28 protein-coding genes, 1 pseudogene and 1 riboswitch are annotated in these 22,692 nt (G+C 36.8%); of the genes and pseudogenes, 24 read left to right on the top strand and 5 right to left on the bottom strand.

Annotated elements, in window-relative coordinates; genetic code table 11:
* Positions 1-124: 124 nt before the first annotated feature.
* Positions 125-652, top strand: a complete 528-nt coding sequence (locus NHG49_RS25375) for a hypothetical protein (protein WP_064476276.1) — start codon at positions 125-127, stop codon at positions 650-652.
* 55 nt (positions 653-707) lie between these two features.
* Positions 708-860: a hypothetical protein gene (locus tag NHG49_RS25370; RefSeq protein WP_002034624.1), complete on the top strand. Its 153-nt coding sequence runs from the start codon at positions 708-710 to the stop codon at positions 858-860.
* A gap of 273 nt (positions 861-1,133) precedes the next feature.
* Here NHG49_RS25370 and NHG49_RS25365 read toward each other — a convergent pair whose 3' ends face one another.
* A complete protein-coding gene (locus NHG49_RS25365; RefSeq protein ID WP_088046852.1) occupies positions 1,134-1,523 on the bottom strand; it encodes a hypothetical protein in 390 nt (129 codons plus the stop codon).
* Between the two features lie 152 nt (positions 1,524-1,675).
* Between NHG49_RS25365 and NHG49_RS25360 the strand changes: the two genes are divergently transcribed.
* The 20 genes and pseudogenes from NHG49_RS25360 to yunB all read left to right on the top strand — a co-directional run bounded on the left by NHG49_RS25360 (position 1,676) and on the right by yunB (position 17,988).
* The gene (locus NHG49_RS25360) at positions 1,676-2,065 is read left to right on the top strand and encodes a hypothetical protein (protein WP_141530027.1); all 390 of its coding nucleotides are present in this window, start codon (positions 1,676-1,678) and stop codon (positions 2,063-2,065) included.
* 290 nt (positions 2,066-2,355) lie between these two features.
* Positions 2,356-2,565 (top strand): annotated as a pseudogene (locus NHG49_RS25355) (hypothetical protein); the annotation flags it as partial.
* A gap of 120 nt (positions 2,566-2,685) precedes the next feature.
* Positions 2,686-2,928 carry a DUF3937 family protein gene (locus tag NHG49_RS25350; RefSeq protein ID WP_141525236.1) on the top strand — a complete coding sequence of 81 codons (243 nt, stop codon included), beginning with the start codon at positions 2,686-2,688 and terminating at the stop codon, positions 2,926-2,928.
* Between the two features lie 528 nt (positions 2,929-3,456).
* Entirely contained in the window at positions 3,457-3,822 is a 366-nt protein-coding gene (locus NHG49_RS25345; protein ID WP_258126647.1) for an arsenate reductase family protein, read from the top strand.
* A 41-nt stretch (positions 3,823-3,863) separates the two neighbouring features.
* Entirely contained in the window at positions 3,864-4,247 is a 384-nt protein-coding gene (gene gcvH / locus NHG49_RS25340) for a glycine cleavage system protein GcvH (protein WP_088046856.1), read from the top strand.
* A 256-nt stretch (positions 4,248-4,503) separates the two neighbouring features.
* Positions 4,504-4,848, top strand: coding sequence for a toprim domain-containing protein (locus tag NHG49_RS25335; RefSeq protein ID WP_000640866.1), 345 nt, complete (start codon positions 4,504-4,506; stop codon positions 4,846-4,848).
* 3 nt (positions 4,849-4,851) lie between these two features.
* Positions 4,852-5,160, top strand: coding sequence for a thioredoxin family protein (locus tag NHG49_RS25330; protein WP_081257354.1), 309 nt, complete (start codon positions 4,852-4,854; stop codon positions 5,158-5,160).
* Positions 5,161-5,314: 154 nt separating this feature from the next.
* Positions 5,315-5,659 carry a hypothetical protein gene (locus NHG49_RS25325; RefSeq protein ID WP_064476281.1) on the top strand — a complete coding sequence of 115 codons (345 nt, stop codon included), beginning with the start codon at positions 5,315-5,317 and terminating at the stop codon, positions 5,657-5,659.
* A 125-nt stretch (positions 5,660-5,784) separates the two neighbouring features.
* Positions 5,785-5,892, top strand: a riboswitch (SAM riboswitch).
* Positions 5,893-6,093: 201 nt separating this feature from the next.
* Complete coding sequence (locus NHG49_RS25320; protein ID WP_000601755.1) at positions 6,094-7,119, top strand: methionine ABC transporter ATP-binding protein; 1,026 nt, start codon at positions 6,094-6,096, stop codon at positions 7,117-7,119.
* Positions 7,112-7,777, top strand: a complete 666-nt coding sequence (locus NHG49_RS25315) for a methionine ABC transporter permease (protein WP_000359328.1) — start codon at positions 7,112-7,114, stop codon at positions 7,775-7,777. Before NHG49_RS25320 ends, NHG49_RS25315 begins: the two co-directional genes overlap by 8 nt.
* 23 nt (positions 7,778-7,800) lie before the next feature.
* Positions 7,801-8,613: a methionine ABC transporter substrate-binding lipoprotein MetQ gene (gene metQ, locus NHG49_RS25310; protein WP_258126643.1), complete on the top strand. Its 813-nt coding sequence runs from the start codon at positions 7,801-7,803 to the stop codon at positions 8,611-8,613.
* Positions 8,614-8,685: 72 nt separating this feature from the next.
* A complete protein-coding gene (gene metQ, locus NHG49_RS25305) occupies positions 8,686-9,492 on the top strand; it encodes a methionine ABC transporter substrate-binding lipoprotein MetQ (protein WP_258126641.1) in 807 nt (268 codons plus the stop codon).
* Between the two features lie 238 nt (positions 9,493-9,730).
* Positions 9,731-10,516, top strand: coding sequence for a Fe-S cluster assembly ATPase SufC (gene sufC / locus NHG49_RS25300; RefSeq protein WP_000929161.1), 786 nt, complete (start codon positions 9,731-9,733; stop codon positions 10,514-10,516).
* A 15-nt stretch (positions 10,517-10,531) separates the two neighbouring features.
* Positions 10,532-11,824: a Fe-S cluster assembly protein SufD gene (gene sufD, locus NHG49_RS25295; RefSeq protein ID WP_000152177.1), complete on the top strand. Its 1,293-nt coding sequence runs from the start codon at positions 10,532-10,534 to the stop codon at positions 11,822-11,824.
* Entirely contained in the window at positions 11,824-13,044 is a 1,221-nt protein-coding gene (gene sufS, locus NHG49_RS25290; protein ID WP_001020765.1) for a cysteine desulfurase SufS, read from the top strand. Before sufD ends, sufS begins: the two co-directional genes overlap by 1 nt.
* Positions 13,034-13,465 carry a Fe-S cluster assembly sulfur transfer protein SufU gene (gene sufU, locus NHG49_RS25285; protein ID WP_000009525.1) on the top strand — a complete coding sequence of 144 codons (432 nt, stop codon included), beginning with the start codon at positions 13,034-13,036 and terminating at the stop codon, positions 13,463-13,465. Before sufS ends, sufU begins: the two co-directional genes overlap by 11 nt.
* Positions 13,466-13,513: 48 nt before the next feature.
* Positions 13,514-14,911: a Fe-S cluster assembly protein SufB gene (sufB, locus tag NHG49_RS25280; RefSeq protein WP_001118829.1), complete on the top strand. Its 1,398-nt coding sequence runs from the start codon at positions 13,514-13,516 to the stop codon at positions 14,909-14,911.
* Between the two features lie 508 nt (positions 14,912-15,419).
* Positions 15,420-16,835: a bifunctional metallophosphatase/5'-nucleotidase gene (locus NHG49_RS25275; RefSeq protein WP_154131837.1), complete on the top strand. Its 1,416-nt coding sequence runs from the start codon at positions 15,420-15,422 to the stop codon at positions 16,833-16,835.
* 64 nt (positions 16,836-16,899) lie between these two features.
* The gene (locus NHG49_RS25270) at positions 16,900-17,202 is read left to right on the top strand and encodes a YunC family protein (RefSeq protein WP_000248463.1); all 303 of its coding nucleotides are present in this window, start codon (positions 16,900-16,902) and stop codon (positions 17,200-17,202) included.
* A 54-nt stretch (positions 17,203-17,256) separates the two neighbouring features.
* Complete coding sequence (gene yunB, locus NHG49_RS25265; RefSeq protein ID WP_258126640.1) at positions 17,257-17,988, top strand: sporulation protein YunB; 732 nt, start codon at positions 17,257-17,259, stop codon at positions 17,986-17,988.
* A gap of 36 nt (positions 17,989-18,024) precedes the next feature.
* On the opposite strand, the gene NHG49_RS25260 is transcribed toward yunB, so the two are convergent.
* A complete protein-coding gene (locus NHG49_RS25260) occupies positions 18,025-19,008 on the bottom strand; it encodes a M23 family metallopeptidase (protein WP_064476286.1) in 984 nt (327 codons plus the stop codon).
* A 189-nt stretch (positions 19,009-19,197) separates the two neighbouring features.
* Here NHG49_RS25260 and lipA point away from each other — a divergent pair, with 189 nt between their 5' ends.
* Positions 19,198-20,094, top strand: a complete 897-nt coding sequence (lipA, locus tag NHG49_RS25255; protein WP_000166376.1) for a lipoyl synthase — start codon at positions 19,198-19,200, stop codon at positions 20,092-20,094.
* A gap of 20 nt (positions 20,095-20,114) precedes the next feature.
* Here the strand turns inward: lipA and NHG49_RS25250 are convergent, their stop codons facing one another.
* Positions 20,115-20,594 carry a YbaK/EbsC family protein gene (locus NHG49_RS25250; protein ID WP_000272726.1) on the bottom strand — a complete coding sequence of 160 codons (480 nt, stop codon included), beginning with the start codon at positions 20,592-20,594 and terminating at the stop codon, positions 20,115-20,117.
* A gap of 74 nt (positions 20,595-20,668) precedes the next feature.
* Entirely contained in the window at positions 20,669-21,223 is a 555-nt protein-coding gene (locus tag NHG49_RS25245) for a histidine phosphatase family protein (protein WP_064469505.1), read from the bottom strand.
* Between the two features lie 134 nt (positions 21,224-21,357).
* Between NHG49_RS25245 and NHG49_RS25240 the strand changes: the two genes are divergently transcribed.
* Positions 21,358-21,801: a hypothetical protein gene (locus NHG49_RS25240; protein ID WP_064469504.1), complete on the top strand. Its 444-nt coding sequence runs from the start codon at positions 21,358-21,360 to the stop codon at positions 21,799-21,801.
* A gap of 22 nt (positions 21,802-21,823) precedes the next feature.
* Here the strand turns inward: NHG49_RS25240 and NHG49_RS25235 are convergent, their stop codons facing one another.
* Complete coding sequence (locus tag NHG49_RS25235; RefSeq protein WP_142289305.1) at positions 21,824-22,639, bottom strand: YhfC family intramembrane metalloprotease; 816 nt, start codon at positions 22,637-22,639, stop codon at positions 21,824-21,826.
* Positions 22,640-22,692 lie beyond the last annotated feature (53 nt).

Raw genomic sequence — 22,692 nt, 5'->3', positions numbered from 1 at the left:
TAATGTAAGTAAATTCAATTGATTATAATATAGAAATGTCATTTGAGCTATCGATTTTACTTACATTTTCTTGAATTAACCTTACGTTTTCGTCACTTGACTTAAAAGAAGGGGAGGGTGCTAAATGAAGCGTTTATCGTATTTCTTATTTTTTATATTGATATGCCTAGTGAGTGCTGGGTGTGCAAAGGATAAAGAAGGAGAGAAATTAGAATATAACGGGAGAGCACTCGTAATTGGAGTTATTGGAGAAAAGCCGAAAGATACGTTTAGAAATATAAAGTTTGAAAATGTGAAGTTAGAGGAATTGGAAAAGAAATCTAAGGAAGTGGATGGTTTTCTAATAATGAAAGATCACTTTCAAGAAGCCTCAACAGAGCAGTATAAAGATGTATTTTCATCGCTAAAGAAACCAGTGTTTTTTATTGGTTTACAAGATAAATCATATTCAACTTTTATTACAAAAGGGATAGAGTATAACAGTGCACGAAAAGATGTAAATGCTATGTATACGCAAGGTTTTGCAAATATCGGAAGTGGTGAAGGACAACAATGGGCAGTTGGTTTATCGAATGGTGGAAATACAGAAGAAAGTATTCATAATATGTATATCGTAGTATTTCAAACAATTGCAGATTATTTGAATAGATGATGAAGGAGCCTGTAAACGAGGCTTCTTATTTTTTTATGTAGAAGCATATAACAATGTGATTGAGAAGCTCACGCAAGCTTTACAACGTATGCCAGATGCATTCGCGGCTGTAATGATACCGATTTATAATTTTATATCAGCTATTGCAGATTTAATTATAAAATTTAATAAAGCGCATCGAGTATTAGCTCGTTTTATCAAGGGATGATAATGTTAGTTCCACATCTCCCCCCTTGCGATTGGTATTGGTTTGTGGGCAAGTATGCAAGCAGCTTTAGCTTCATTATGGCCAATAAGCGTTCCTGTTGAGACTGGACTTGCGGTTATGAGTGGCTAAGGTATGGTTAGTGGCGTCTGCTTGAGCAGGAATTGCAGTAGGATATTCATATGCATATAAACATGTTTATTTATATACTCGCTTACTCTTTCTATACCTCACTACATCATAACGACTATGCCATAGTTATGTAATGGATTTCTGTTAAAAATTAGTATTAAATATCTTAATTGAAGTGCACTGCATTTCTACCCATTCATTTGTTATATCTTGCTCAATTCCTTCTAAATCAATTAGTATGATACTATCGTAGATATTTAGTGTTGCTAAGTTATCCTCACTGTTATAATCTAGCTTAGCAATTACTTTAAAGCCTTTACTATTCTGAATTATTGCATTTGCATTTTTATCTGAAAAGGTTATATTTGTATTCCATATAAATTCATCATCTATATGTATTTCTACATTATAGTTTTCGTTTTTTTCTGGCTTATCCCCATCACACTCAGCGATAAATGGATTGCTATCTACTTGAACTAAAACTTTATATCCATCTAATAATTTTTCTGATATATCCACTATTTTAATATCCATTGCTTATTACTCCTTTTTATTTTTAATATGGTACTCTAACAAGGGGATTGTCAACATTCATTACGTTATTTACGGGGACAAAGATCCATTTTTCTTTATGAAAGAAAAAATGTAAATAAGAGGATATGTATTGTGAGGATAAGGGGGGAATGATGTTGAAAACTATTAAAAATACATTATTATTTGTTCTATGTTTGGTAGTTCTTAGTGGTTGTTTTACAAGAGAGGGAACGATTGTTGGTGGTAAGGTTCATGGAGGTTCAAATAGTATAGATGGAAAGTATAAAAGTTTCACAGGTTTTGCAACTCAAGATATGGATGTAAAAAAAGGTGAAAGCTGGATATTTATCTTTGATGATAAAACGAAGCAAGGAACCATAAAGGCTTATGTTTTAGATTCAAATGATAATACAATACTGGAAGTTAATAGTGGAAACAGTAAAAATAATATTAAAGTGTCTAAAGATGATACATATAAAGTTAAAATTATAACAGAAGAACATGGTGGAGAATTTGAAATATCATGGAAAAAAGAAAAGTAGTTAAGTTAATGAGTATCGGGCTATTATTATGTTCTTAGGATTCGAATACCTTCCAAAGAGATGGAGAAAAAGGAAAGTTTCAGAAAAGTTTCTGCAAGCAAAATTTGCTGATGAAGGAAAAGGGATTTTGATTATTACTTATGCTATAGATTTATATGTAATATCTATTCCTTTAAAAGTAAAGAAATATAATTCACTTTAATTTGTATTGAATATAGAAGTGATTATGCTATGAAAGTCATGTGTATACATGGCTTTTTCTTTGCAGTAATTTCTTACCTGTCGGTGCTATTGCATCCGTTGTAGCGTTATGCGGCGGGTTATTCATTATGGTCGGTGGCCAGGAACAGGGATTTTCCCTTATTTCAAGAGCTGGGATTGTCTATATGGTGGTTCAACTGATTCTGTTATTTATGCGATTACTTGTTGGGATTGCTAAAGCTATTTTGTCCTACACTAGTAGGGCTTTTTTATTAAAAGTAGTTCCTCAATATTCATGAAATATGCAAATGTACATATTGTATTTATTTGGATATTTTCTATGTTAAAATTAAATATAGGGATTTTTGTATATAACGAACTAAAATCAGAAATATCCAATGAATTTTGAGAGGTGTTATATGTTTAAAAACAAGAAATTAATTCGATTTGGTCTAACATTACTTGTATGTTTATGTGTAATTGATTTTACAATCAGTTATTTTCAAGCATATCTCGAATCAGCGGCAGGTATTAAATGGGTAGTCTCAGAAACTTGGAGAACTATTTTGTTAGATGCCCCTGAAAGTATATTGGTTATTTTAGGCGCAATTGCTTTATATGATTTCACAAAAGAAACATCTCCAAAAGACGCATCCATTTAAATGCGTCTTTTTTCTTTGCAGTAATTTCTTCAACATCATGGAATACTCTCACTATTACGGCCAAAATCGTTAGTTCCTTTTATCTGTACGCCTTTGTCATTTAAAGTGTTTCCGGGTTCTGTGATTATAGGCTGAAATGGTTAAATAAACGTTTGTTTAAGATGTATGTTCGGTAGAAAGAAACCGATGCAACTCAAAGGTTAACAAAGAAAAGTAGGAAATTAATCAAACGTTTGTTTAAGGTGTATGTTCGGTAGAAAGAAACCGATGCAATTCAAGGGTTAACAAAGAAAAATAGGGAGTTAATCAAACGTTTGTTTAAGATATATGTTCGGCGTGGGATGAGAAAAAAATTTAAAAAAATTATATATTTATTTTTTCTTAATAAATGGCGGAAAAATAAGAAAAATTTGCAGGATTATTAAAAATTATCACGAAATAAGTAAAAGTTTAGCGAATAATCGTTTGAAATAATAAAACGTTTTCTATATGATAAAGGTAAAGGTTAGTAAAAAAGTAGGTGAATTTATGACAGTAACATTTTATTCATATCCAAAGTGTGGCACATGTCAAAAAGCAAAGAAATGGTTTGAGGCAAACGATGTAGCATATGAGATGATTCATATTGTTGAAAATCCACCGTCAAAAGAAGATTTACGTAATTTACATGAGAAAAGTGAATTACCATTAAAAAAATTCTTTAATACAAGTGGAATGCGTTACCGCGAACTTGGTTTAAAAGATAAGTTAAAGGATGCAAGCGAAGACGAAATGTATGAGCTTTTAGCATCTGATGGCATGTTAATTAAACGTCCAGTTGTAACAGATGGAACGAGTGTAACACTTGGTTTTAACGAAGAGCAGTTTGAAAGTGTGTGGAAAAAGTACCAATAAGGTATTTTTACATAATTAATACATTCACTGGAGGTACAGTCATGAGCATTCCAAATAATTTACGTTACTCTGAAGAACACGAATGGGTAAAAACAGAAGGTAATGCGGTTGTTATCGGTATTACTCATTTTGCGCAAGGTGAGTTAGGCGATATCGTATTCGTTGAACTTCCTGAAGTAGGTGCAACAATCGAAGCTGACGAGCCATTCGGAAGCGTAGAATCTGTTAAAACAGTTTCTGAATTATACGCACCTGTAAGTGGTAAAGTTGTAGCAGTAAACGAAGAATTAAGTGACCAACCAGAACTAGTTAACGAATCTCCATACGAGGGTGCATGGATGGTTAAAGTTGAACTTTCTGATGCAAGCCAAGTTGAGAAATTATTAACTGCAGAAAAATATGCAGAAATGACAAACCAAGACTAATTATAGTCGACTAAAGGACAGCCTTTGTGCTGTCCTTTTTTATTTTGTGTTACATAATACATTTAAAATCGAGTGTAAATGAATAAGCTATTATGGGAATGAACGTTTTTCGGTAAGGTTTCATGTGGCTTCGTAATCTGAACGAGCCGCTTGCGCTTTTCTTTTGCAAAAATAAACAGGAAACAACATGAAAATAACGAATATACTATATACTAAGTTAAAGGTTGTATAGTATATGGTGATCGGGTGATGACATATGATTTATGTGGAAAAAGTCATTATTGTAGAAGGTAAATCAGATAGAAGAAAGATTGAATCTATTATTCGTGAACCGGTGGAAATTGTTTGTACAAATGGTACAATTGGTTTATCGAAAATGGATGAGCTCATTGATCAGTTTTTTGATAAGGAAGTGTATGTACTAGTGGATGCTGATGATGCTGGAGAAAAGTTAAGGAAACAGTTTCGAAAAGAATTTCCGCAAGCAGAGCATATTTATATTGATCGCTCGTACCGAGAAGTGGCAACTGCGCCATCTTCACACTTAGCAAATGTATTATGGGGAGCTGACATTGACGTTTATACAGAATATTTACGGTAAGGAATGATAGAAGTGATTGATTGGACAGGTGCCGAAGCTACAGCCCTAATAGGAAATGAAGAAAAAACAGTGTTATATGTGTATACACCAATGTGTGGAACATGCCAATTGGCAAAGAAGATGTTAACGGTCGTTGAGATGACAATTGAAGATTTGAAAATTGGAATGTTAGATTTAAATTATGCCCCGCATTTAGCGAAAGAGTATGGGATAGAAAGTGTACCGTGTTTACTTGTTTTTGAAAATGGGACACTCATGAAGAAGATATATGCATTTCATTCGGTTGAATATTTATATACGGAATTAAAGTAGGCGGCAAAGTTTTTGCCGCCTCGACATATTTCTCGGGAAATATGTCGAGATGCAGGGTGGCTACAGTATTTGTCGAGCGAAAGTAACAGGATTGCTCTTTAGTGAGAGGGAATGGTATGTGTAATAGAAAGTGATATGAAGGATGTGATTTAGGGTGAAATTATATTCTTTGCTGCAATCATTTGTAAATTACGCTAATGGTCAATATCATTTAGAGCCGCTTTTAAGACAAGGAGAAAGAACTGTTAATTTCCGCTTTGGAGATGAAAGTTGTTCGTTACAAATTTCAAGAGATTATATAGAGCTGCTACATGAGGAACGAGGAACGGAGCAAATCGTTTGTGTAGATGAGGAAGATGTAAAACAATTGGTGAACGGAAATGTACGATTGCAAATGTTAATGAACGATGGACGTGTACAATATTCGGGCACGTATCGAACGATGCTATTAGTTGAATCGATGTTTCATATATGTAAGCCGATGTCAGTGGGTGCTTAAAAGTCTGAAGTTTCTTTTTTTACGAAAATTTCTGTTGACATGGCGTATGGATATTGATACAATTCAATTCATAAAATATAGACAATTTCATAAATTACAAATCAGACGAAAATGTAATCTGATTTCTCTTATCAAGAGAGGTGGAGGGACTGTGCCCTGTGAAGCCCGGCAACCGTCAACTTATGTTGAAATGGTGCCAATTCCTGCAAAGCAAATGCTTTGAGAGATGAGAGAGAGGGATAATGTTGTTATATACGCATATAAACCTTTCTGCTTCTCTAAAAGCGGAAAGGTTTTTTTGTTGTTTGAATGTGGAGGACATTCAAATAATAAAAGTAGTGATAACGGTGGACTACACGCATTAAAAATAAAAAATTGCGGAGTCGACCAAAAATCTAGCTTCAGCGGCTAGAACAAAAAAAGGGGTGAACATCATGATCTTGTTAGAAAATGTAAAGAAAATATATAAAGCAAAAAGCGGTGATGTCACTGCTGTAGATAATGCCAATTTAAAAATAGACAAAGGTGAAATCTTTGGTGTTATCGGATATAGTGGCGCTGGGAAAAGTTCGTTAATTAGATTATTCAATCAGTTAGAGAAACCAACTTCTGGCCAAATTACAATTGCAAATCGTGTGATTTCAGCAATTACAGGGAGTGAACTTCGTAAGGCAAGGCAAGAAATCGGAATGATTTTTCAGCACTTCAACTTACTTTGGTCACGAACTGTACGCGAAAATATCGAGTTCCCACTTGAAATTGCAGGTGTCGATAAGGCGAAGAGAAGAAAACGCGTAGATGAGTTAATTCATCTTGTTGGATTAGAAGGAAGAGGAGACGCGTATCCATCTCAGCTAAGCGGAGGACAAAAGCAACGCGTTGGTATTGCAAGAGCATTAGCTAACAACCCACAAGTGCTTTTATGTGATGAAGCGACATCAGCTCTTGATCCAGAAACGACAGATCAAATTTTAGATTTATTATTAGATATTAATAAGCGTCTCGGTTTAACAATTGTACTCATTACACACGAGATGCACGTGATTCGAAAGATTTGTAATCGAGTGGCGGTAATGGAGAAAGGAAAGATTGTAGAAACGGGTCCAGTACTTGATGTATTCCGCAATCCGCAGAAAGACATTACAAAGCGATTTGTACAGCAGTTAACGGATTCTGAAGATACAAATGAAACGATTGAAAGTTTAATTGAAAAGTATCCAGATGGTAAAGTAATTCGTTTGCAGTTTATCGGTGAAGCTGTAGAAAGACCAGTACTTCAAAGATTAATGCAACGCAGTGATATAGAAGTTAGCATTTTGCAAGGAAACATCGCACAAACGAATAACGGCTCTTACGGTAGTTTAGTTGTTCATTTAAATGGTGAGGAAACAGCGATTCAGCAAGCAATAGAGGGAATACATCAAGATCAAGTAGAGCTGGAGGTGATTGCACATGGATAAGTTAATTGCAAATGTTGATTGGAATCAAATGTTAGAAGCAACTGGTGAAACGTTATATATGACGGCAATCGCAGCTCTTGCCACATTTGTATTAGGACTAATTTTAGGATTGTTACTCTTTATGACAGCGAAAGATAATTTATGGGAAAACAAAGCGGTTAACACGGGGATTGGAGCGTTCGTAAACATTTTCCGCTCGATACCGTTCATCATTTTAATCATTTTATTAATCCCATTCACAAAGATTCTGCTTGGAACAATTCTTGGAGCGAGTGCAGCACTTCCAGCTTTAATTATTGGAGCGGCACCATTTTACGCAAGAATGGTTGAAATTGCGCTTCGTGAAATTGATAAAGGTGTAATTGAAGCTTCGAAAGCAATGGGAGCAAAAACAAGCACAATTATTTTGAAAGTGTTAATTCCAGAATCGTTACCAGCATTAGTATCTGGTATCACGGTTACGACAATTGCTTTAGTAGGCTATACAGCAATGGCGGGAGTTGTTGGTGCTGGTGGCCTTGGAACGCTTGCTTATTTAGAAGGATTCCAACGAGGAAATAACGATGTAACAATCGTTGCGACAATTTGTGTATTATTAGTTGTATTTTTCATTCAGTGGATTGGTGATAGTTTAACGACTCGAATAGATAAACGATAATAAAAAATGGGAGGATATTTCAAATGAAAAAATTATTACTTACAGCACTTATTTCAACTTCAATTTTTGGGTTAGCTGCTTGTGGCGGGAAAGATAAAGATGAAAAGAAACTTGTTGTTGGTGCTTCTAACGTACCGCACGCTGAAATTTTAGAAAAGGCGAAACCGTTACTTGAGAAAAAAGGAATTGAATTAGAAGTGAAAAAGTTCCAAGATTACGTGTTACCAAATAAATCGTTAGCGGATAAGGATTTAGATGCAAACTACTTCCAGCACATTCCGTATTTAGAAAAAGAAATGAAAGATAAAAAATATGATTTTGAAATAGCAGGGAAAATTCATTTAGAGCCAATCGGTGTATATTCTCAAAAATATAAGAGCTTAAAAGAACTTCCAGACGGGGCGACAATTATTATGAGTAATTCCATTACTGACCATGGACGTGGTTTAGCGATTTTACAAAAAGAAGGCATTTTAAAAATTAAAGACGGAGTAGATCCAGTTAGTGCAACTCAAAAAGATATTGCAGATAATCCGAAAAACTTAAAGTTCAAAACGGATATTGAGCCTGGTTTATTACCACAAGTGTATAACAATAAAGAAGGCGACGCTGTTTTAATTAACTCGAACTATGCAATTGATGCGAAATTAAACCCAGAAAAAGATGCAATGGCAATTGAAGGTGATGATTCTCCATACGCAAACGTATTAGTGGTTCGTAAAGGTGATAAAGATAAAAAAGCGATTAAAGAGCTTGTAGAAGTATTGCATTCTAAAGAAATCGAAGACTTTATTACTAAAGAATATAAAGGAGCGGTTGTTCCTGTAAAAGAATAATTGCTGAAAAGGGCTGGTGTATGCCGGCCCTTTTTTATAACTACATAACTATAAGGGAGAAGGGGACATCATATGAAAAAGATTCTACTGTCAGTTGTTACAGCGCTGTCTGTATTTACATTAGCTGCTTGCGGAGGGAAAGATGAGAATAAGCTTGTTGTAGGAGCTTCTAACGTGCCGCACGCCGTTATTTTAGAAAAGGCACAGCCGATATTAGAGAAAAAGGGTATTAAATTAGAAATTAAAAAATTCCAAGATTATGTTCTGCCGAATAAAGCATTAGCGGATAAGGAAATTGATGCAAACTACTTCCAGCACATTCCTTACTTAGATAAAGAAATTCAAGAAAAGGGATATAAAATTGTAAACGCAGGAAAAATCCATTTAGAGCCAATGGGCATTTATTCTAAGAAATATAAAAGTTTAAAAGAACTTCCAGATGGCGGAACAGTTATTATGAGTAACAACGTAGCGGAGCGTGGCCGTATGCTCGCATTGTTACAAAAAGGCGGCGTTATTAAATTAAAAGACGGTGTAGATGTTGTTAAAGCAACAGTAAAAGATATTGTAGAAAATCCGAAAAACTTAAAGTTTAAAACAGATGTAGAGCCTGGATTGTCACCAAAGCTGTATGAAAATAATGAAGGTGATGCTTTATTCATTAATTCAAACTATGCAATTGATGCGAAGTTAAATCCAACAAAGGATGCAATTGCGATTGAAGGATCAGACTCTCCGTACGCAAATATTATTGCAGTTCGTAAAGGTGACGAGAAGAAAAAAGAAATTAAAGAATTAGTAGAAGTACTGCATTCAAAAGAAATCCAAGACTTTATTAATAAAGAATATAAAGGTGCTGTACTTTCGGTAAGTGAATAAACACAAGGAAAGGACTGGAAAATTCCCAGTCCTTTTTTCTTTATATAAATAAGAAGAAAGGTGTATCATATAAGGATGCAAGGGAAATACTTATATACATTTGTGAAAAAATTGTTACTTTTTTTCGTCGTTTGCGATATCATTTTATTTGATATAAGATTAGAATGAGAATAAAATGAGAATATGAACGTTTTAGGAATTTTTAAAATGTATATATAGGATTAATGGAGGTATTGAGATGGCTGGTTCTACATTAACGGTTAAAGACTTACACGTATCAATTGATGGCAAAGAAATTTTAAAAGGTGTAAACCTTGAAGTAAAAGGTGGAGAAATCCACGCAATTATGGGACCTAACGGAACAGGTAAATCAACTTTATCTTCTGCGATTATGGGTCACCCAAAGTATGAAGTAACAGAAGGTAGCATCATCATCGACGGTGAAGATGTATTAGAAATGGAAGTAGACGAGCGCGCACAAGCAGGTCTATTCCTAGCAATGCAATATCCAAGTGAAATTAGCGGAGTAACAAACGCTGACTTCTTACGTTCTGCAATTAATGCACGTCGTGAAGAGGGCGATGAAATTTCTCTTATGAAATTTATCCGTACATTAGATAAAAACATGGAATTCCTAGAAATGGATCCAGAAATGGCACAACGTTACTTAAACGAAGGTTTCTCTGGTGGAGAGAAAAAACGTAACGAAATTCTTCAATTAATGATGATTGAGCCAAAAATCGCAATCTTAGATGAAATCGACTCAGGTCTTGATATCGATGCATTAAAAGTTGTATCTAAAGGTATTAACCAAATGCGCGGCGAAGATTTCGGTTGCCTAATGATTACGCATTACCAACGTTTATTAAACTACATCACTCCAGACTTCGTTCACGTTATGATGAACGGTCGTATCGTTAAATCTGGTGGCCCTGAGCTTGCACAACGTCTAGAAGCTGAAGGTTACGACTGGATTAAAAAAGAATTAGGTATTGAAGACGAAACAGCAGAGCAAGAAGCGTAAGAGAGGAGCATAAACATGACAATCGGTACATTACCTTTCGATCAAGAAACAATCCGTCAGCGCGCAAGCGAAGTAAACGAAGCTGCTTGGTTGACTGAGTTCCGCTTACAAGCTCTTGCACAAGCAACTGAACTTCCAATGCCAACGCCTGATAAAACGAAAATTGAAAAATGGGACTTTATCGGAAAAGGCGACGCTGCTAAGCAAGAGCCTGTAAGTTCTTTAACAGAGCTTCCAGAAGCAGTGAAAAACTTAATCGATGAAAATAACAGCGTATTAGTACAACGTACTGGTACAACTGCATTCGTTTCTTTAGCAGACGAAGCAAAAGAAAAAGGTGTTATTTTTACAGACATCGTAACAGCTGCAACAGAGCATGCTGAATTATTACAAAAGTATTTAATGAAAGACGGCGTGAAGGTAGACGAGCATCGTTTAACTGCACTTCATGCTGCATTAATCAACGGCGGTGCATTTGTATATGTTCCGAAAAACGTTGTTCTTGAAACTCCACTTCAAGCTGTATTCTTAGTAGACGGCGAAGAAGCTAACGTATATAACCACGTATTATTCGTGGCTGATGCGAACAGTACTGCAACTTATGTAGAAAACTACGTTGCAAATGAAAATGCTAAAGGTATTGCAAATATCGTAGCAGAAGTAATCGTGGAACAAGGCGCACAAGTGAAGTTCGGTGCGGTTGATCTATTAGCAAAAGATGTAACAACTTACGTTAACCGCCGCGGTGTAGTTGGACGCGACGGCCGCATTGATTGGGCTCTAGGCCTTATGAATGACGGAAACACAATTTCAGAGAACGTTACGAACTTAATGGGCGACGGTTCATATGCTGATACGAAAACAGTAACAATTGGCCGTGGTAACCAAACGCAAAACTTTACAACTAAAGTTGTTCACTTCGGTAAACACTCTGAAGGTTGGATTTTAAAACACGGTGTACAAAAAGATAGTGCAACATCTATCTTTAACGGAATTGGTAAGATTGAACACGGTGCATCTAAATCAAATGCACAACAATCTTCTCGCGTTCTTATGTTAGATGAAAAAGCTCGCGGTGATGCAAACCCAATTCTTTTAATCGACGAAGATGATGTAATGGCAGGTCACGCAGCTTCAGTAGGCCGCGTAGATCCGTACCAATTATACTACTTGATGAGCCGTGGTATTCCAAAACGCGAAGCAGAACGTTTAGTCATCCATGGATTTTTAGCACCTGTAGTAAATGAGCTTCCAATTGAAGGAGTAAAAGCACAGCTTGTTGAGGTAATTGAAAGGAAAGTTCGCTAATGAATATTCATGAAATACGCAAACAGTTTCCAATTCTTGATCAAAAAGTGAACGGCAAACAACTTGTATATTTCGATAGTGCAGCAACTTCTCAAAAACCAATTCAAGTAATTGAAACGTTAGAACGTTACTATAAAGAATATAATTCTAACGTGCATCGCGGTGTTCATACGCTCGGTACGAAAGCTACCGACGCGTATGAAGGTGCACGCGAGAAAGTTCGCAAGTTTATTAACGCGAAATCAATGGAAGAGATTATTTTCACGCGCGGAACGACAACTGCATTAAATACAGTAGCGGCTAGCTATGGTCTTGAAAATGTAAAAGAAGGCGATGAAATCGTTATTTCTTACATGGAGCACCATAGTAACATCATTCCGTGGCAACAAGTTGCGAAGAAAACTGGTGCAACTTTAAAATACCTTCCGCTTCAACCAGACGGTACAATTTCTTTAGAAGATGTTCGTCAAACAGTTACACCGAATACAAAAATCGTTTCTATTATGCAAGTATCAAACGTACTTGGAACGATTAACCCTGTAAAAGAAATCGGAGCAATCGCACACGAAAACGGTGCAATCATGATCGTTGATGGAGCACAAAGTGCACCTCATATGAAAGTGGATGTACAAGATTTAAACTGTGATTTCTACGCATTATCTGCTCATAAGATGTGCGGACCTACAGGTATCGGCGTATTATATGGTAAAAAAGAATTGCTGAACAATATGGAGCCAATTGAATTTGGCGGTGAAATGATTGATTTCGTAGATTTACAAGAATCTACTTGGAAAGAGCTTCCGTGGAAGTTTGAAGCAGGTACACCGATTATCGGTAATGCAATCGGACTTGGTGCGGCAATTGATTTCCTAGAAGAAATCGGTCTTCATAATATTGAAAAGCATGAACATGAATTAGCGCAATATGCTTTAGAAAGACTATCAGAAGTAGATGGCGTTACAATTTATGGTCCAAAGCATCGCGCTGGTCTTGTTACATTTAATATTGAAGACGTACATCCTCATGATGTAGCAACTGTATTAGATGTAGAAGGCATTGCGGTTCGCGCAGGACACCACTGTGCACAACCGCTTATGAAGTGGCTGAAAGCTTCTTCTACAGCACGTGCGAGCTTCTATTTATATAATACAAAAGAAGAAATTGATACATTTGTTGAATCGCTAATCAAGACAAAGGAGTATTTCACAAATGTCATTTAATAATTTAGATACGTTATACCGTCAAGTTATTATGGATCATTATAAGAATCCTCGTAACAATGGCGTGTTAGAAGATAGTGTTACTGTTAACTTGAACAATCCAACTTGCGGCGATCGTATTCAACTTACGATGAAAGTAGAAGAAGGTATTGTGCAAGAGGCGAAGTTTGAAGGAGAAGGATGTTCTATCTCAATGTCTTCAGCTTCGATGATGACACAAGCAGTAAAAGGTAAGAAAATTGAAGAGGCACTTCAGCTTTCTAAAATTTTCTCTGACATGATGCTAGGAAAAGAGTACGATGACAGCATTGATTTAGGAGATATTGAAGCATTACAAGGCGTATGCAAGTTCCCTGCACGTATTAAATGTGCAACATTAGCGTGGAAAGCGTTAGAAAAGGGCTTAAACGAAGATAAGTAATGTTAAAGGTTCCTAAAAACGAGGTTATCTAAGGAGGGACACACCAACATGGCGAAGCAACTGCCAGATATCGGCGATTATAAATATGGTTTCAAAGACAAAGACGTTTCGATTTTCCGTGCTGGACGCGGTTTAACAAAAGAAATCGTTGAAGAGATTTCACGTATGAAAGAAGAACCACAGTGGATGTTAGACTTCCGTTTAAAATCACTGGATAAGTTCTATGAAATGCCAATGCCACAATGGGGCGGCGACTTAAACGACTTAGATTTCGATGAAATTACGTACTACGTAAAACCATCTGAGAAATCTGAGAAGTCTTGGGATGAAGTACCTGAGGAAATTAAAGCGACATTTGATAAATTAGGTATTCCTGAAGCGGAGCAAAAATATTTAGCTGGTGTATCTGCACAGTACGAATCTGAAGTTGTATACCACAACATGAAAGAAGACCTAGAAGCTCTAGGAATCGTCTTCAAAGATACAGATAGCGCATTAAAAGAGAACGAAGATATTTTCCGTGAGCATTTCGGAAAAGTAATCCCACCAACAGACAACAAATTCTCTGCATTAAACTCTGCAGTTTGGTCTGGTGGATCATTCATCTACGTTCCAAAAGGTATTAAAGTGGATACACCACTTCAAGCGTACTTCCGTATTAACTCTGAAAATATGGGACAATTCGAGCGTACGCTTATCATCGTAGACGAAGGCGCACACGTACACTACGTAGAAGGTTGTACAGCACCTGTTTACACGACTAACTCACTTCACAGTGCGGTAGTAGAAATCATCATTAAGAAAGATGCATATTGCCGTTATACAACAATCCAAAACTGGGCGAACAACGTATACAACCTAGTTACAAAACGTGCGGTTTGTGAAGAAAACGCAACGATGGAATGGATTGACGGTAACATCGGATCTAAATTAACGATGAAATACCCAGCAGTTATCTTAAAAGGCGAAGGCGCTCGTGGTTTAACATTATCTATCGCGATTGCTGGTAAAGGCCAACACCAAGATGCTGGTGCAAAAATGATTCACTTAGCACCAAACACGTCTTCAACAATCGTTTCTAAATCGATTGCGAAGCATGGTGGTAAAGTAACTTACCGTGGTATCGTACAATTCGGACCAAAAGCGAAAAACTCTCGCTCTAACATCGAGTGTGACACGTTAATCATGGATAACCAATCTACATCTGATACAATTCCTTACAACGAAATCAAAAACGATTACGTTTCACTTGAACACGAAGCGAAAGTATCGAAAGTATCAGAAGAACAATTATTCTACCTAATGAGCCGCGGTATTTCTGAGCAAGAAGCTACAGAAATGATCGTAATGGGCTTCATTGAGCCATTCACACGTGAACTTCCAATGGAATACGCAGTTGAAATGAACCGCCTAATCAAGTTTGAGATGGAAGGTTCTATTGGTTAATAGATAAAGTGGAAGCGCCCTGCAATGCAGGGCGCTTTTTTATGTTGTGCTGGGGTCTATTCAGTTCAGTCCAGGTAGGGATACCTGGGTGGATGTTCGGTTAAATATATCAACGATTTTTTAAATATATCGATCATAACTCGGAATATATCGACGATTCGACAAAGTAAGACAAAAGAAATTCTTCATATACCCCGCAACATTTTATATGAAAAGAGAACAACTGGAAGTAAGGCAAAGATATTGATAAACCCACTGGATAATCCAATCGCCCCCGACCTACCGAACTCTCTGTTAAACTTTTTGACAAATCCCCCGAACCCCAACCCAACCATCTAGAATCCTTCCAAACAATAGAAAAAGTTTTCATATCAAAAAGGGCAATCTTTTGCTTTTTCTCACAATGCGAGTACAATGTAAAATAGCAAGAAAAGACGAAAAGTATTTACAGGATTATTGCGTACGTGTAGCGTAAATGGCAGTAAGGAACTGAGAGGAGGTTTTTTCTCTGAATATAAATAAAGAAACAATCATCCACCTTTATCATACAAACGATATACATAGTCATTTTGAAAATTGGCCGCAAATTTCTCGGTTTGTACAAGGGGAGAAAAAGCGAAGACAGGAAGCGGGAGAGACCGTTTTGACGGCTGATATCGGCGATCATGTGGATCGTTTTCATAGTATTTCGGAAGCGACGAATGGACTTGGCAATACGAAGCTTTTGAATGAGGCGTTATATGATTATGTAACAATCGGAAATAATGAAGGAATTACGTTAGCGAAGGAGCATTTGAATCGTCTATATGATGATGCAGGATTTGAGGTGCTCGTTGCGAATTTATTTGAAAAAGAAGGTGTACGTCCGGAGTGGGCAAAGCCTTATAAATTACATACAACGACAGATGGGATTACGATTGCCTTTATCGGGTTAACGGTAGCTTATCCAGAGTTTTATCATATGCTCGATTGGCATATTGAAGATCCACTTATCCATTTAGAGTCTATTTTAGAAGAAGTGCGAGATGAGGCTCATATTACGGTTGTCCTTTCTCATCTTGGAAAAAGCATGGATGAGTATATGGCAGAGCATTATGATATAGATGTTATTTTAGGTGCACATACGCACCATTTATTTGAGCGTGGAGTTCTCATGAATAATACTTTACTTTGTTGTTGTGAAAAGTGGGGACGTTACGTTGGGCACGTTCAGCTTACTGTGGATAAAGAGACGAAGAAGTTATTGAAAAAGGACGGTAGGGCGATTAAAACAGAACGTTTAGGTGCTTATAACAAACCGTTATCCACAATTGAAATGCTGCAGGAAGAAAGTAAACATATTATGGCAGAGCCTGTCGTTCATTTAAAGGAATCATTACCGATCGATTGGTTTCATGAGACATCATTTTCTCACATGTTAGCAAATGCGCTGAAAACGTGGTGCGATGCAGAGATTGGCATGGTGAACGCTGGTGTACTTCTTGAAGGATTAGAAGAAGGTGTTGTGACGCGCGGAGATATTCACAGAATTTGTCCACATCCAATTAATCCATGTTTATTAAAAGTGCCAGGAAAAACGTTACGAGAAGTTATTTTGAAAGCGCGTCGCCCGAATATGGAGAACCTTGAGGTAAAAGGATTCGGATTTCGCGGAAAAGTGATGGGAAAAATGATTTATGCTGGTGTAGAGGTCATTCCAGATACGATTCCTGGGAATAAAATTTTACTCGAAGATGTATTGATTAACGGGGAATCGCTGGAATTAGATCGTATATATACGGTAGGAACGATTGATATGTTTACGTTCGGATACTTATACCCAGAGCTATCCACACTTTCTGACAAACAATATTATATGCCAGAGTTACTCAGAGATGTGTTAACAGACGTGTTGATAACTCATACATCTTCCGTCAAACTATAGGCTAGTTACTTGTAACACTCATTTTTCTCTTGTCATACAGATAAGAAAGAGAGGAGTGTGAACTATGGTTAATGTGGAGCCAATTATAATTGATAATTATACGTTTATTGCGGTTAGCGTCAAACTTCCAAAGACAAATTTGCTAGCTGTAATGAGCGATAAAGGATATATTATGTGCGGTGCATTAGATGTAGGTCTTTTAAATGAGAAGTTAGGGGATCGAGGAATTATTGCTGGCCGTGCGGTTGGTGTAAGAACGATTGAACAGCTTCTTGAAGCACCGCTAGAATCAGTAACGATTGAAGCCGAAGCTTTAGGTATTACGGCAGGCACAATCGGAAAAGAAGCATTATTAAAAATGAGATAAGCATATATCGTCCCTCCTTCTTGCATAGAAATGATATAAGAAGGAGGTTTTTTTATGAGTATATTTCGTTCGAAAAATTCGCGGTTTCGAAGGGGGCCTATTTCCTTTCGGTACATACTGCTTATGTCGTTTATTCTTTTTGTCATATTACTCGTGCAAGGATTATGGATTGTGAATAGTAGCATTCAGCCAACATTACTTAAATATGGAGAAGTAGAGACGCATAAAATGGCGACAGCGATTATGACAAAGGCGGTAAAAGATAGAATTAATGAAGGATTCGATGTCGATTCATTAATGAAAGTACAAAATGATAAAAACGGGAAAGTATCCACAATTAATTTAAATACGAAGCAAGTAAATGAAATCGTAACATCAACGACTACATACATAGAAAAATATTTACAGCAAGTAGAACAAGGTGATTTGAAGGGGCTAGGTATTTCTGAAAAAAATGGAGCAACGATGGCAGTTCCTTTTGGTCGTGTAACGGATAATGCGCTTCTTGGAAATGTAGGTCCCGATATTCCAATCGATTTCACGACGATTGGTCATGTGAATACGGATATTAAACAAAAAATTGAACCGCACGGGATCAATACGACAGCGATTCAAATTATTATGGAGATGGAAGTCACGTTGCAAGTGATTATTCCATTTCATACGAAAGAAATAACAGTGAAGCAAGACGTTCCGATTGCAACGCGCATTGTTCAAGGGGAAGTACCTACTTATTATGGAAGCGGGAGTGTTGTTGTACCTGATAAAAAGAAAACGGATAGTTAGCCGAATTAAAAAAATAACCGTAGCATATTGCTACGGTTATCGCTTTGTATTCGCGCGTTCTTTTCGCTCCCAAAGACTTAAATGCATATATGGATCGAAAGCCCATTCTGTATAACCATTGTCTTTATACATGCCGAAATGTAGGTGGGGCGGGAATTTTCCAGCTGTGCCGGGAGGGCCGTAACCGGTGCTACCGACAAATCCGATTACTTTTCCGGGCTCAACAATTTGTCCAAGCTGTATTTCCTTTGAGAATCCGCCTAAATGAGCGTAATAATGGTAGTTATTATGAAGGTCACGAATGCCGATGCGCCATCCGCCAAGACGGTTCCAGCCTTTTGTTTCAATAATGCCATAGCAAGTGGATTTTACTGGTACGCCGTAGCCTGCAAAAATATCGGTTCCTTCATGAACTCTCCTTCCCCCGAAACTTCTTCCAGCACCGAAAGTACTACGGTAGCTATGATCACTACGAATCGGGAGAGGGAAAGCATTTCCTTCTAAATTAATACGTCCATAATGTTTATAAATACGGGCGTATTCGGTAATTAATTCAACTGTTTTCGCACGTCTATAATATTCCCAAAGCATAATGTGAATACGGTCTTCGGACGGTCCTTGTTTCTTTAAAATCGTTGCTGCTGTATGCAAAAGATCACGGTCGTTATTTGCATTTGCAAATCCATCTTTGTCACCATCTAAACCCATCCCGCCAAATAGAGAAATTGTATGGGGAAGAGTGTCGTTAATATTAACGGGTCCAGCCCATATTTCTGGTTTGAAATAAAGGGAAATGATGGCATCTGGTTTTTTCGGAATATCTTTTCTTACGCTCCGTATATTTCTTTCATATTGATCCATTGCAGCTAAGTAATACCACGGAATGCCTGAAGATTGCTCGGTTTCTTTATATAGTGCCATGCGCTTTTCGTATATGCTTTGCTGATTATCTTCACCGTAAGCGATGTTTTGGTGGAGAAGAAAGCAAATCGAAAGCAAAAGAGAAATTTTTCGAAGCATGAAATAGACTCCTTTCACAACATCACTCTTTTTAGTGTGGGATATACGGAGTATTTCATTATAGGGAACGATTGGAAAAAATCTTAGAATCTTCATTTGAGCAAATCGCTTTCATACGTTAGAATAGATATGTTACATTGAAAGAAGCGAACACGGTAAACTATTTCATATTGTGCGGAGTTGATAACCATGACAAAACAAACAGAATATAAGCGCAAGCCCGAATGGTTGAAAATTAAGTTAAACACGAATGAAAACTATACAGGCTTAAAGAAAATGATGCGTTCTAAGAATCTTCATACAGTTTGTGAAGAAGCGAAATGTCCGAATATTCATGAATGCTGGGCTGTAAGGAAAACAGCAACATTTATGATCTTAGGTGCGGTTTGTACACGTGCTTGTCGTTTTTGTGCGGTTAAAACAGGCTTACCAACTGAGCTTGATTTACAAGAGCCAGAACGCGTAGCAGATTCTGTAGTACAAATGGGCTTAAAGCACGTTGTTATAACAGCGGTTGCACGTGATGATTTAAAGGACGGCGGAGCAGCTGTTTTTGCTGAAACAGTACGCGCTGTTCGTCGCAAAAACCCATTTACGTCAATCGAAGTATTACCATCTGATATGGGTGGAGTAGAAGAAAACTTAAAAATGTTAATGGATGCAAAACCAGATATTTTAAACCATAACATTGAAACAGTACGTCGATTATCTAACCGAGTTCGCGCTAGAGCAAAATATGACCGTTCATTAGAGTTTTTACGTCGAGCGAAAGAAATGCAGCCTGATATTCCAACTAAATCGAGCATTATGGTGGGCTTAGGTGAAACGAGAGAAGATTTAATTGAAGCAATGGATGACTTACGTGCAAACAATGTGGATATTTTAACTCTTGGACAATACCTACAACCATCTAAGAAGCATTTACCAGTTCTTAAATATTACCCACCAGCAGAATTTGCAGAGCTTAAAGAAATTGCACTTAGCAAAGGATTTAGTCACTGTGAAGCTGGCCCACTTGTACGTTCTTCTTACCATGCGGACGAGCAAGTTCGTTCTGCAAAAGAAAAAGTAGCAGAAGCAAAATAATGACAAAAGAGAGCTAATGATTAGCTCTCTTTTTGTTTATATTCTAAAACAGTATTTGGGCATGTTAATAAGATTTTCTTTAATTCCTCTGTGGATAATTCAATTGTAAATTCAGGTACACCAGGTGTAATTAAAATTTTATCGTAAGCATAAATAGCACTATCCACAATAATCGTTACATGTTGTGAATAACCGAAAGGAGCTACACATCCTGGCGTACAGCCTGTTTCTTCTCTTAGCTCATCAGGAGAACAGAGAGATAAGCTTTCTCCAGTTATTTCTTTCATCTCTCCTCGGTTGAGCCTTGTGCCCTCTAACGTGAAAAATACGTAATAATCTCCAGACTTTGATTTTAAAAATAAGCTTTTACTTGGAGTGCCGTGTAAGCCAAGCCTTTCACGTACGATACGATCTGTTTCATAATCGAGTACTGGTTCGTGTTCAAACTTTTCGTAAGAAGCATTTGTTTTATGTAGTAAAGCAAGTACATCTTCGTACATATGGAGTGATACCCCTTTCTATTGTTAGTACAGTTTCTTCTCGTGGCGTCAACTGAATGTGTTGGAAAGAGATATTACTTGGACGGTGCTCCCCATAATCGTTTTAGGATACATTGTTTATCGAGTGTAATTTCGTAAATATCAGGATTCGTTAAAGCTCTCCATTCAATAAAGCCGATCGTATGATCAAAGTGCTTTAAAATGAGCGTGAGTAAGTTGCCGTGTGTAACGAGTAGTGTTGTAGTATGGTTTAACTTTAAAACGTCTTGGATAAGTGATATAGCTCGATCCGTCGCTTGTTTTGTAGACTCTCCGCCTGAAAAGGCAATATCTATATTTGTAAAAGTAGATTCTAGTTTTTGCAACCAATCATCCATTGGAACGTCGCTTAATATGCGTTCAGCTAATCGTTCATCTTCTTGGATAGACAAGTTAGCTTGAAGCGCATAGGGCCGAATAGAATCGATAGCTCGCACAAATGGGCTTGAAATAATATGATCTATTTGTGGTTGGTTTTCTAAGAGGAATGTAGCAAGAGTGTTTGCTTGATTTTTTCCTGCAATCGTTAATTCGGCATCACGTTCTTGTCCAGTTGCTGAACAATGTCGTATTACAATCAATTTCTTCATAATTCATCCCCATCTTTCAAGTTGACGCTATATACTTCGACAAATGTGGAAAAAATTCCTTTTTATTGGAAACGGCATATTGATCTAAATATGTGGAAAAGTAATGTGGATAAATGAATATTTGAGGTGTAATGATGAAAAAAATGATATGTATTATATTCGGTCTTTGTTTTTTTATACACTTGTCCACAACATATGCAGAATCCAATCAAAAATTAAATTATCCAAGCAATCGAAATAAATCGTTTGTGAGTGAGGGTGTGTTTTACGAACAGTTAGATAAGAAAATCTATAAAGAATACAACAATGCAACATATAGCGTTCGGAAAAAGATTTTATTTAAAGAAGTGCCCGATGAAGAATTTTCTTTCAGGCAAAAAACAGCCGTGGGTTGCCGGGGTGAAGTGGTGCTTCAAGATATTTTTATTCACCCTGATCGCCAAGTTTATTTTTTCGCTTCCTTTTCTCAAAATGAAGTAGACGAATTTCATAAGTACATTGTTATAGATGCAGAAACAAAGAAGGAGCTGCGAGAGGGCAAAAGTTATCATCATTACGATAATCCATATAAAAAATAACCCACCAACTGGTGGGTTATTTTTACGCCGGTACACTCATTAATTTCGCTTTCATTTTACGAATAAGAATGACAGCACCAATTGTGAAGAGAAGGGTAATTCCTTCTGCGACGAAGATGTTAATTGTTTTTGTTTGGTAAAGCGCCGCGAAAAAGTCTACAAATGCGTGGAATAATATAGCGTAAACAAGGAAGATATATTTCTTCTGTTTTACAGCGAATAAGACAAGCATTGTAAAGGCAATTTGTAATACAAGGGCCATAATTCTTTCCAAGCTGCCAAGGAAGTATAAATAAGCAGGTTGTTCTATTAACATATCCTTTACAACATTTAATTGTGGTAGTTTTTCTGCCATTTGAGCGAAGCTACCATTGTTAATAGCATTAGCGAATATAAGTGTCTGCAAGGCAGAGAATCCGCCAACTAAAATGGATTCAATCCCGCCATGACCAATTCCATAAGCGAAGCCATCTTTATATTCTAGATATTTTTTTAGTAGGAAGAAGAAGGCAACGAAGCGTCCTAATTCTTCAAAAATACCAGCAGTTAGTCCGCCATAAATTGCAAAGACAAACGGATTTTCTAAAAATGGAGCGATTGCTGGATTACCGCGCATAAATAGGTGGAACGGTGTTTCGAGAATTTGGGTAAATCCAATAAAGATAAGAACACCAACGCCGACCACTTTCCAATTAATATTATATTTTTTACGGAAATAAACGAGTACAACAATTGGGACCAGAACCGAAACAACGAGTTGAAATATGATGCTGGCAATTACAGTATTTGAAACCATACTTTCACCGCTTTCTAATATATGTACATATCTATTATGCATGAAATATGGGAGAGATGAAACTTTTAACAAAAAATGAATGTACTTATTGACTC

This window comes from Bacillus sp. IBL03825 (genome assembly GCF_024712505.1).
In the GTDB taxonomy this organism is placed as follows: domain Bacteria; phylum Bacillota; class Bacilli; order Bacillales; family Bacillaceae_G; genus Bacillus_A; species Bacillus_A wiedmannii.
Note: the sequence above shows the minus strand (reverse complement) of the source record. Positions and strands in the feature narration are given on the sequence as shown.

Bases quoted from the DNA above. Each gene is read 5' to 3' on its own strand.
- NHG49_RS25375 (WP_064476276.1), top strand. From the start codon at position 125: ATGAAGCGTTTATCGTATTTCTTATTTTTTATATTGATATGCCTAGTG.
- NHG49_RS25365 (WP_088046852.1), bottom strand. From the start codon at position 1,523: ATGGATATTAAAATAGTGGATATATCAGAAAAATTATTAGATGGATAT.
- NHG49_RS25360 (WP_141530027.1), top strand. From the start codon at position 1,676: ATGTTGAAAACTATTAAAAATACATTATTATTTGTTCTATGTTTGGTA.
- NHG49_RS25350 (WP_141525236.1), top strand. From the start codon at position 2,686: ATGTTTAAAAACAAGAAATTAATTCGATTTGGTCTAACATTACTTGTA.
- NHG49_RS25345 (WP_258126647.1), top strand. From the start codon at position 3,457: ATGACAGTAACATTTTATTCATATCCAAAGTGTGGCACATGTCAAAAA.
- gcvH (WP_088046856.1), top strand. From the start codon at position 3,864: ATGAGCATTCCAAATAATTTACGTTACTCTGAAGAACACGAATGGGTA.
- NHG49_RS25335 (WP_000640866.1), top strand. From the start codon at position 4,504: ATGATTTATGTGGAAAAAGTCATTATTGTAGAAGGTAAATCAGATAGA.
- NHG49_RS25330 (WP_081257354.1), top strand. From the start codon at position 4,852: ATGATAGAAGTGATTGATTGGACAGGTGCCGAAGCTACAGCCCTAATA.
- NHG49_RS25320 (WP_000601755.1), top strand. From the start codon at position 6,094: ATGATCTTGTTAGAAAATGTAAAGAAAATATATAAAGCAAAAAGCGGT.
- NHG49_RS25315 (WP_000359328.1), top strand. From the start codon at position 7,112: ATGGATAAGTTAATTGCAAATGTTGATTGGAATCAAATGTTAGAAGCA.
- metQ (WP_258126643.1), top strand. From the start codon at position 7,801: ATGAAAAAATTATTACTTACAGCACTTATTTCAACTTCAATTTTTGGG.
- metQ (WP_258126641.1), top strand. From the start codon at position 8,686: ATGAAAAAGATTCTACTGTCAGTTGTTACAGCGCTGTCTGTATTTACA.
- sufC (WP_000929161.1), top strand. From the start codon at position 9,731: ATGGCTGGTTCTACATTAACGGTTAAAGACTTACACGTATCAATTGAT.
- sufD (WP_000152177.1), top strand. From the start codon at position 10,532: ATGACAATCGGTACATTACCTTTCGATCAAGAAACAATCCGTCAGCGC.
- sufS (WP_001020765.1), top strand. From the start codon at position 11,824: ATGAATATTCATGAAATACGCAAACAGTTTCCAATTCTTGATCAAAAA.
- sufU (WP_000009525.1), top strand. From the start codon at position 13,034: ATGTCATTTAATAATTTAGATACGTTATACCGTCAAGTTATTATGGAT.
- sufB (WP_001118829.1), top strand. From the start codon at position 13,514: ATGGCGAAGCAACTGCCAGATATCGGCGATTATAAATATGGTTTCAAA.
- NHG49_RS25270 (WP_000248463.1), top strand. From the start codon at position 16,900: ATGGTTAATGTGGAGCCAATTATAATTGATAATTATACGTTTATTGCG.
- yunB (WP_258126640.1), top strand. From the start codon at position 17,257: ATGAGTATATTTCGTTCGAAAAATTCGCGGTTTCGAAGGGGGCCTATT.
- NHG49_RS25260 (WP_064476286.1), bottom strand. From the start codon at position 19,008: ATGCTTCGAAAAATTTCTCTTTTGCTTTCGATTTGCTTTCTTCTCCAC.
- lipA (WP_000166376.1), top strand. From the start codon at position 19,198: ATGACAAAACAAACAGAATATAAGCGCAAGCCCGAATGGTTGAAAATT.
- NHG49_RS25250 (WP_000272726.1), bottom strand. From the start codon at position 20,594: ATGTACGAAGATGTACTTGCTTTACTACATAAAACAAATGCTTCTTAC.
- NHG49_RS25245 (WP_064469505.1), bottom strand. From the start codon at position 21,223: ATGAAGAAATTGATTGTAATACGACATTGTTCAGCAACTGGACAAGAA.
- NHG49_RS25240 (WP_064469504.1), top strand. From the start codon at position 21,358: ATGAAAAAAATGATATGTATTATATTCGGTCTTTGTTTTTTTATACAC.
- NHG49_RS25235 (WP_142289305.1), bottom strand. From the start codon at position 22,639: ATGCATAATAGATATGTACATATATTAGAAAGCGGTGAAAGTATGGTT.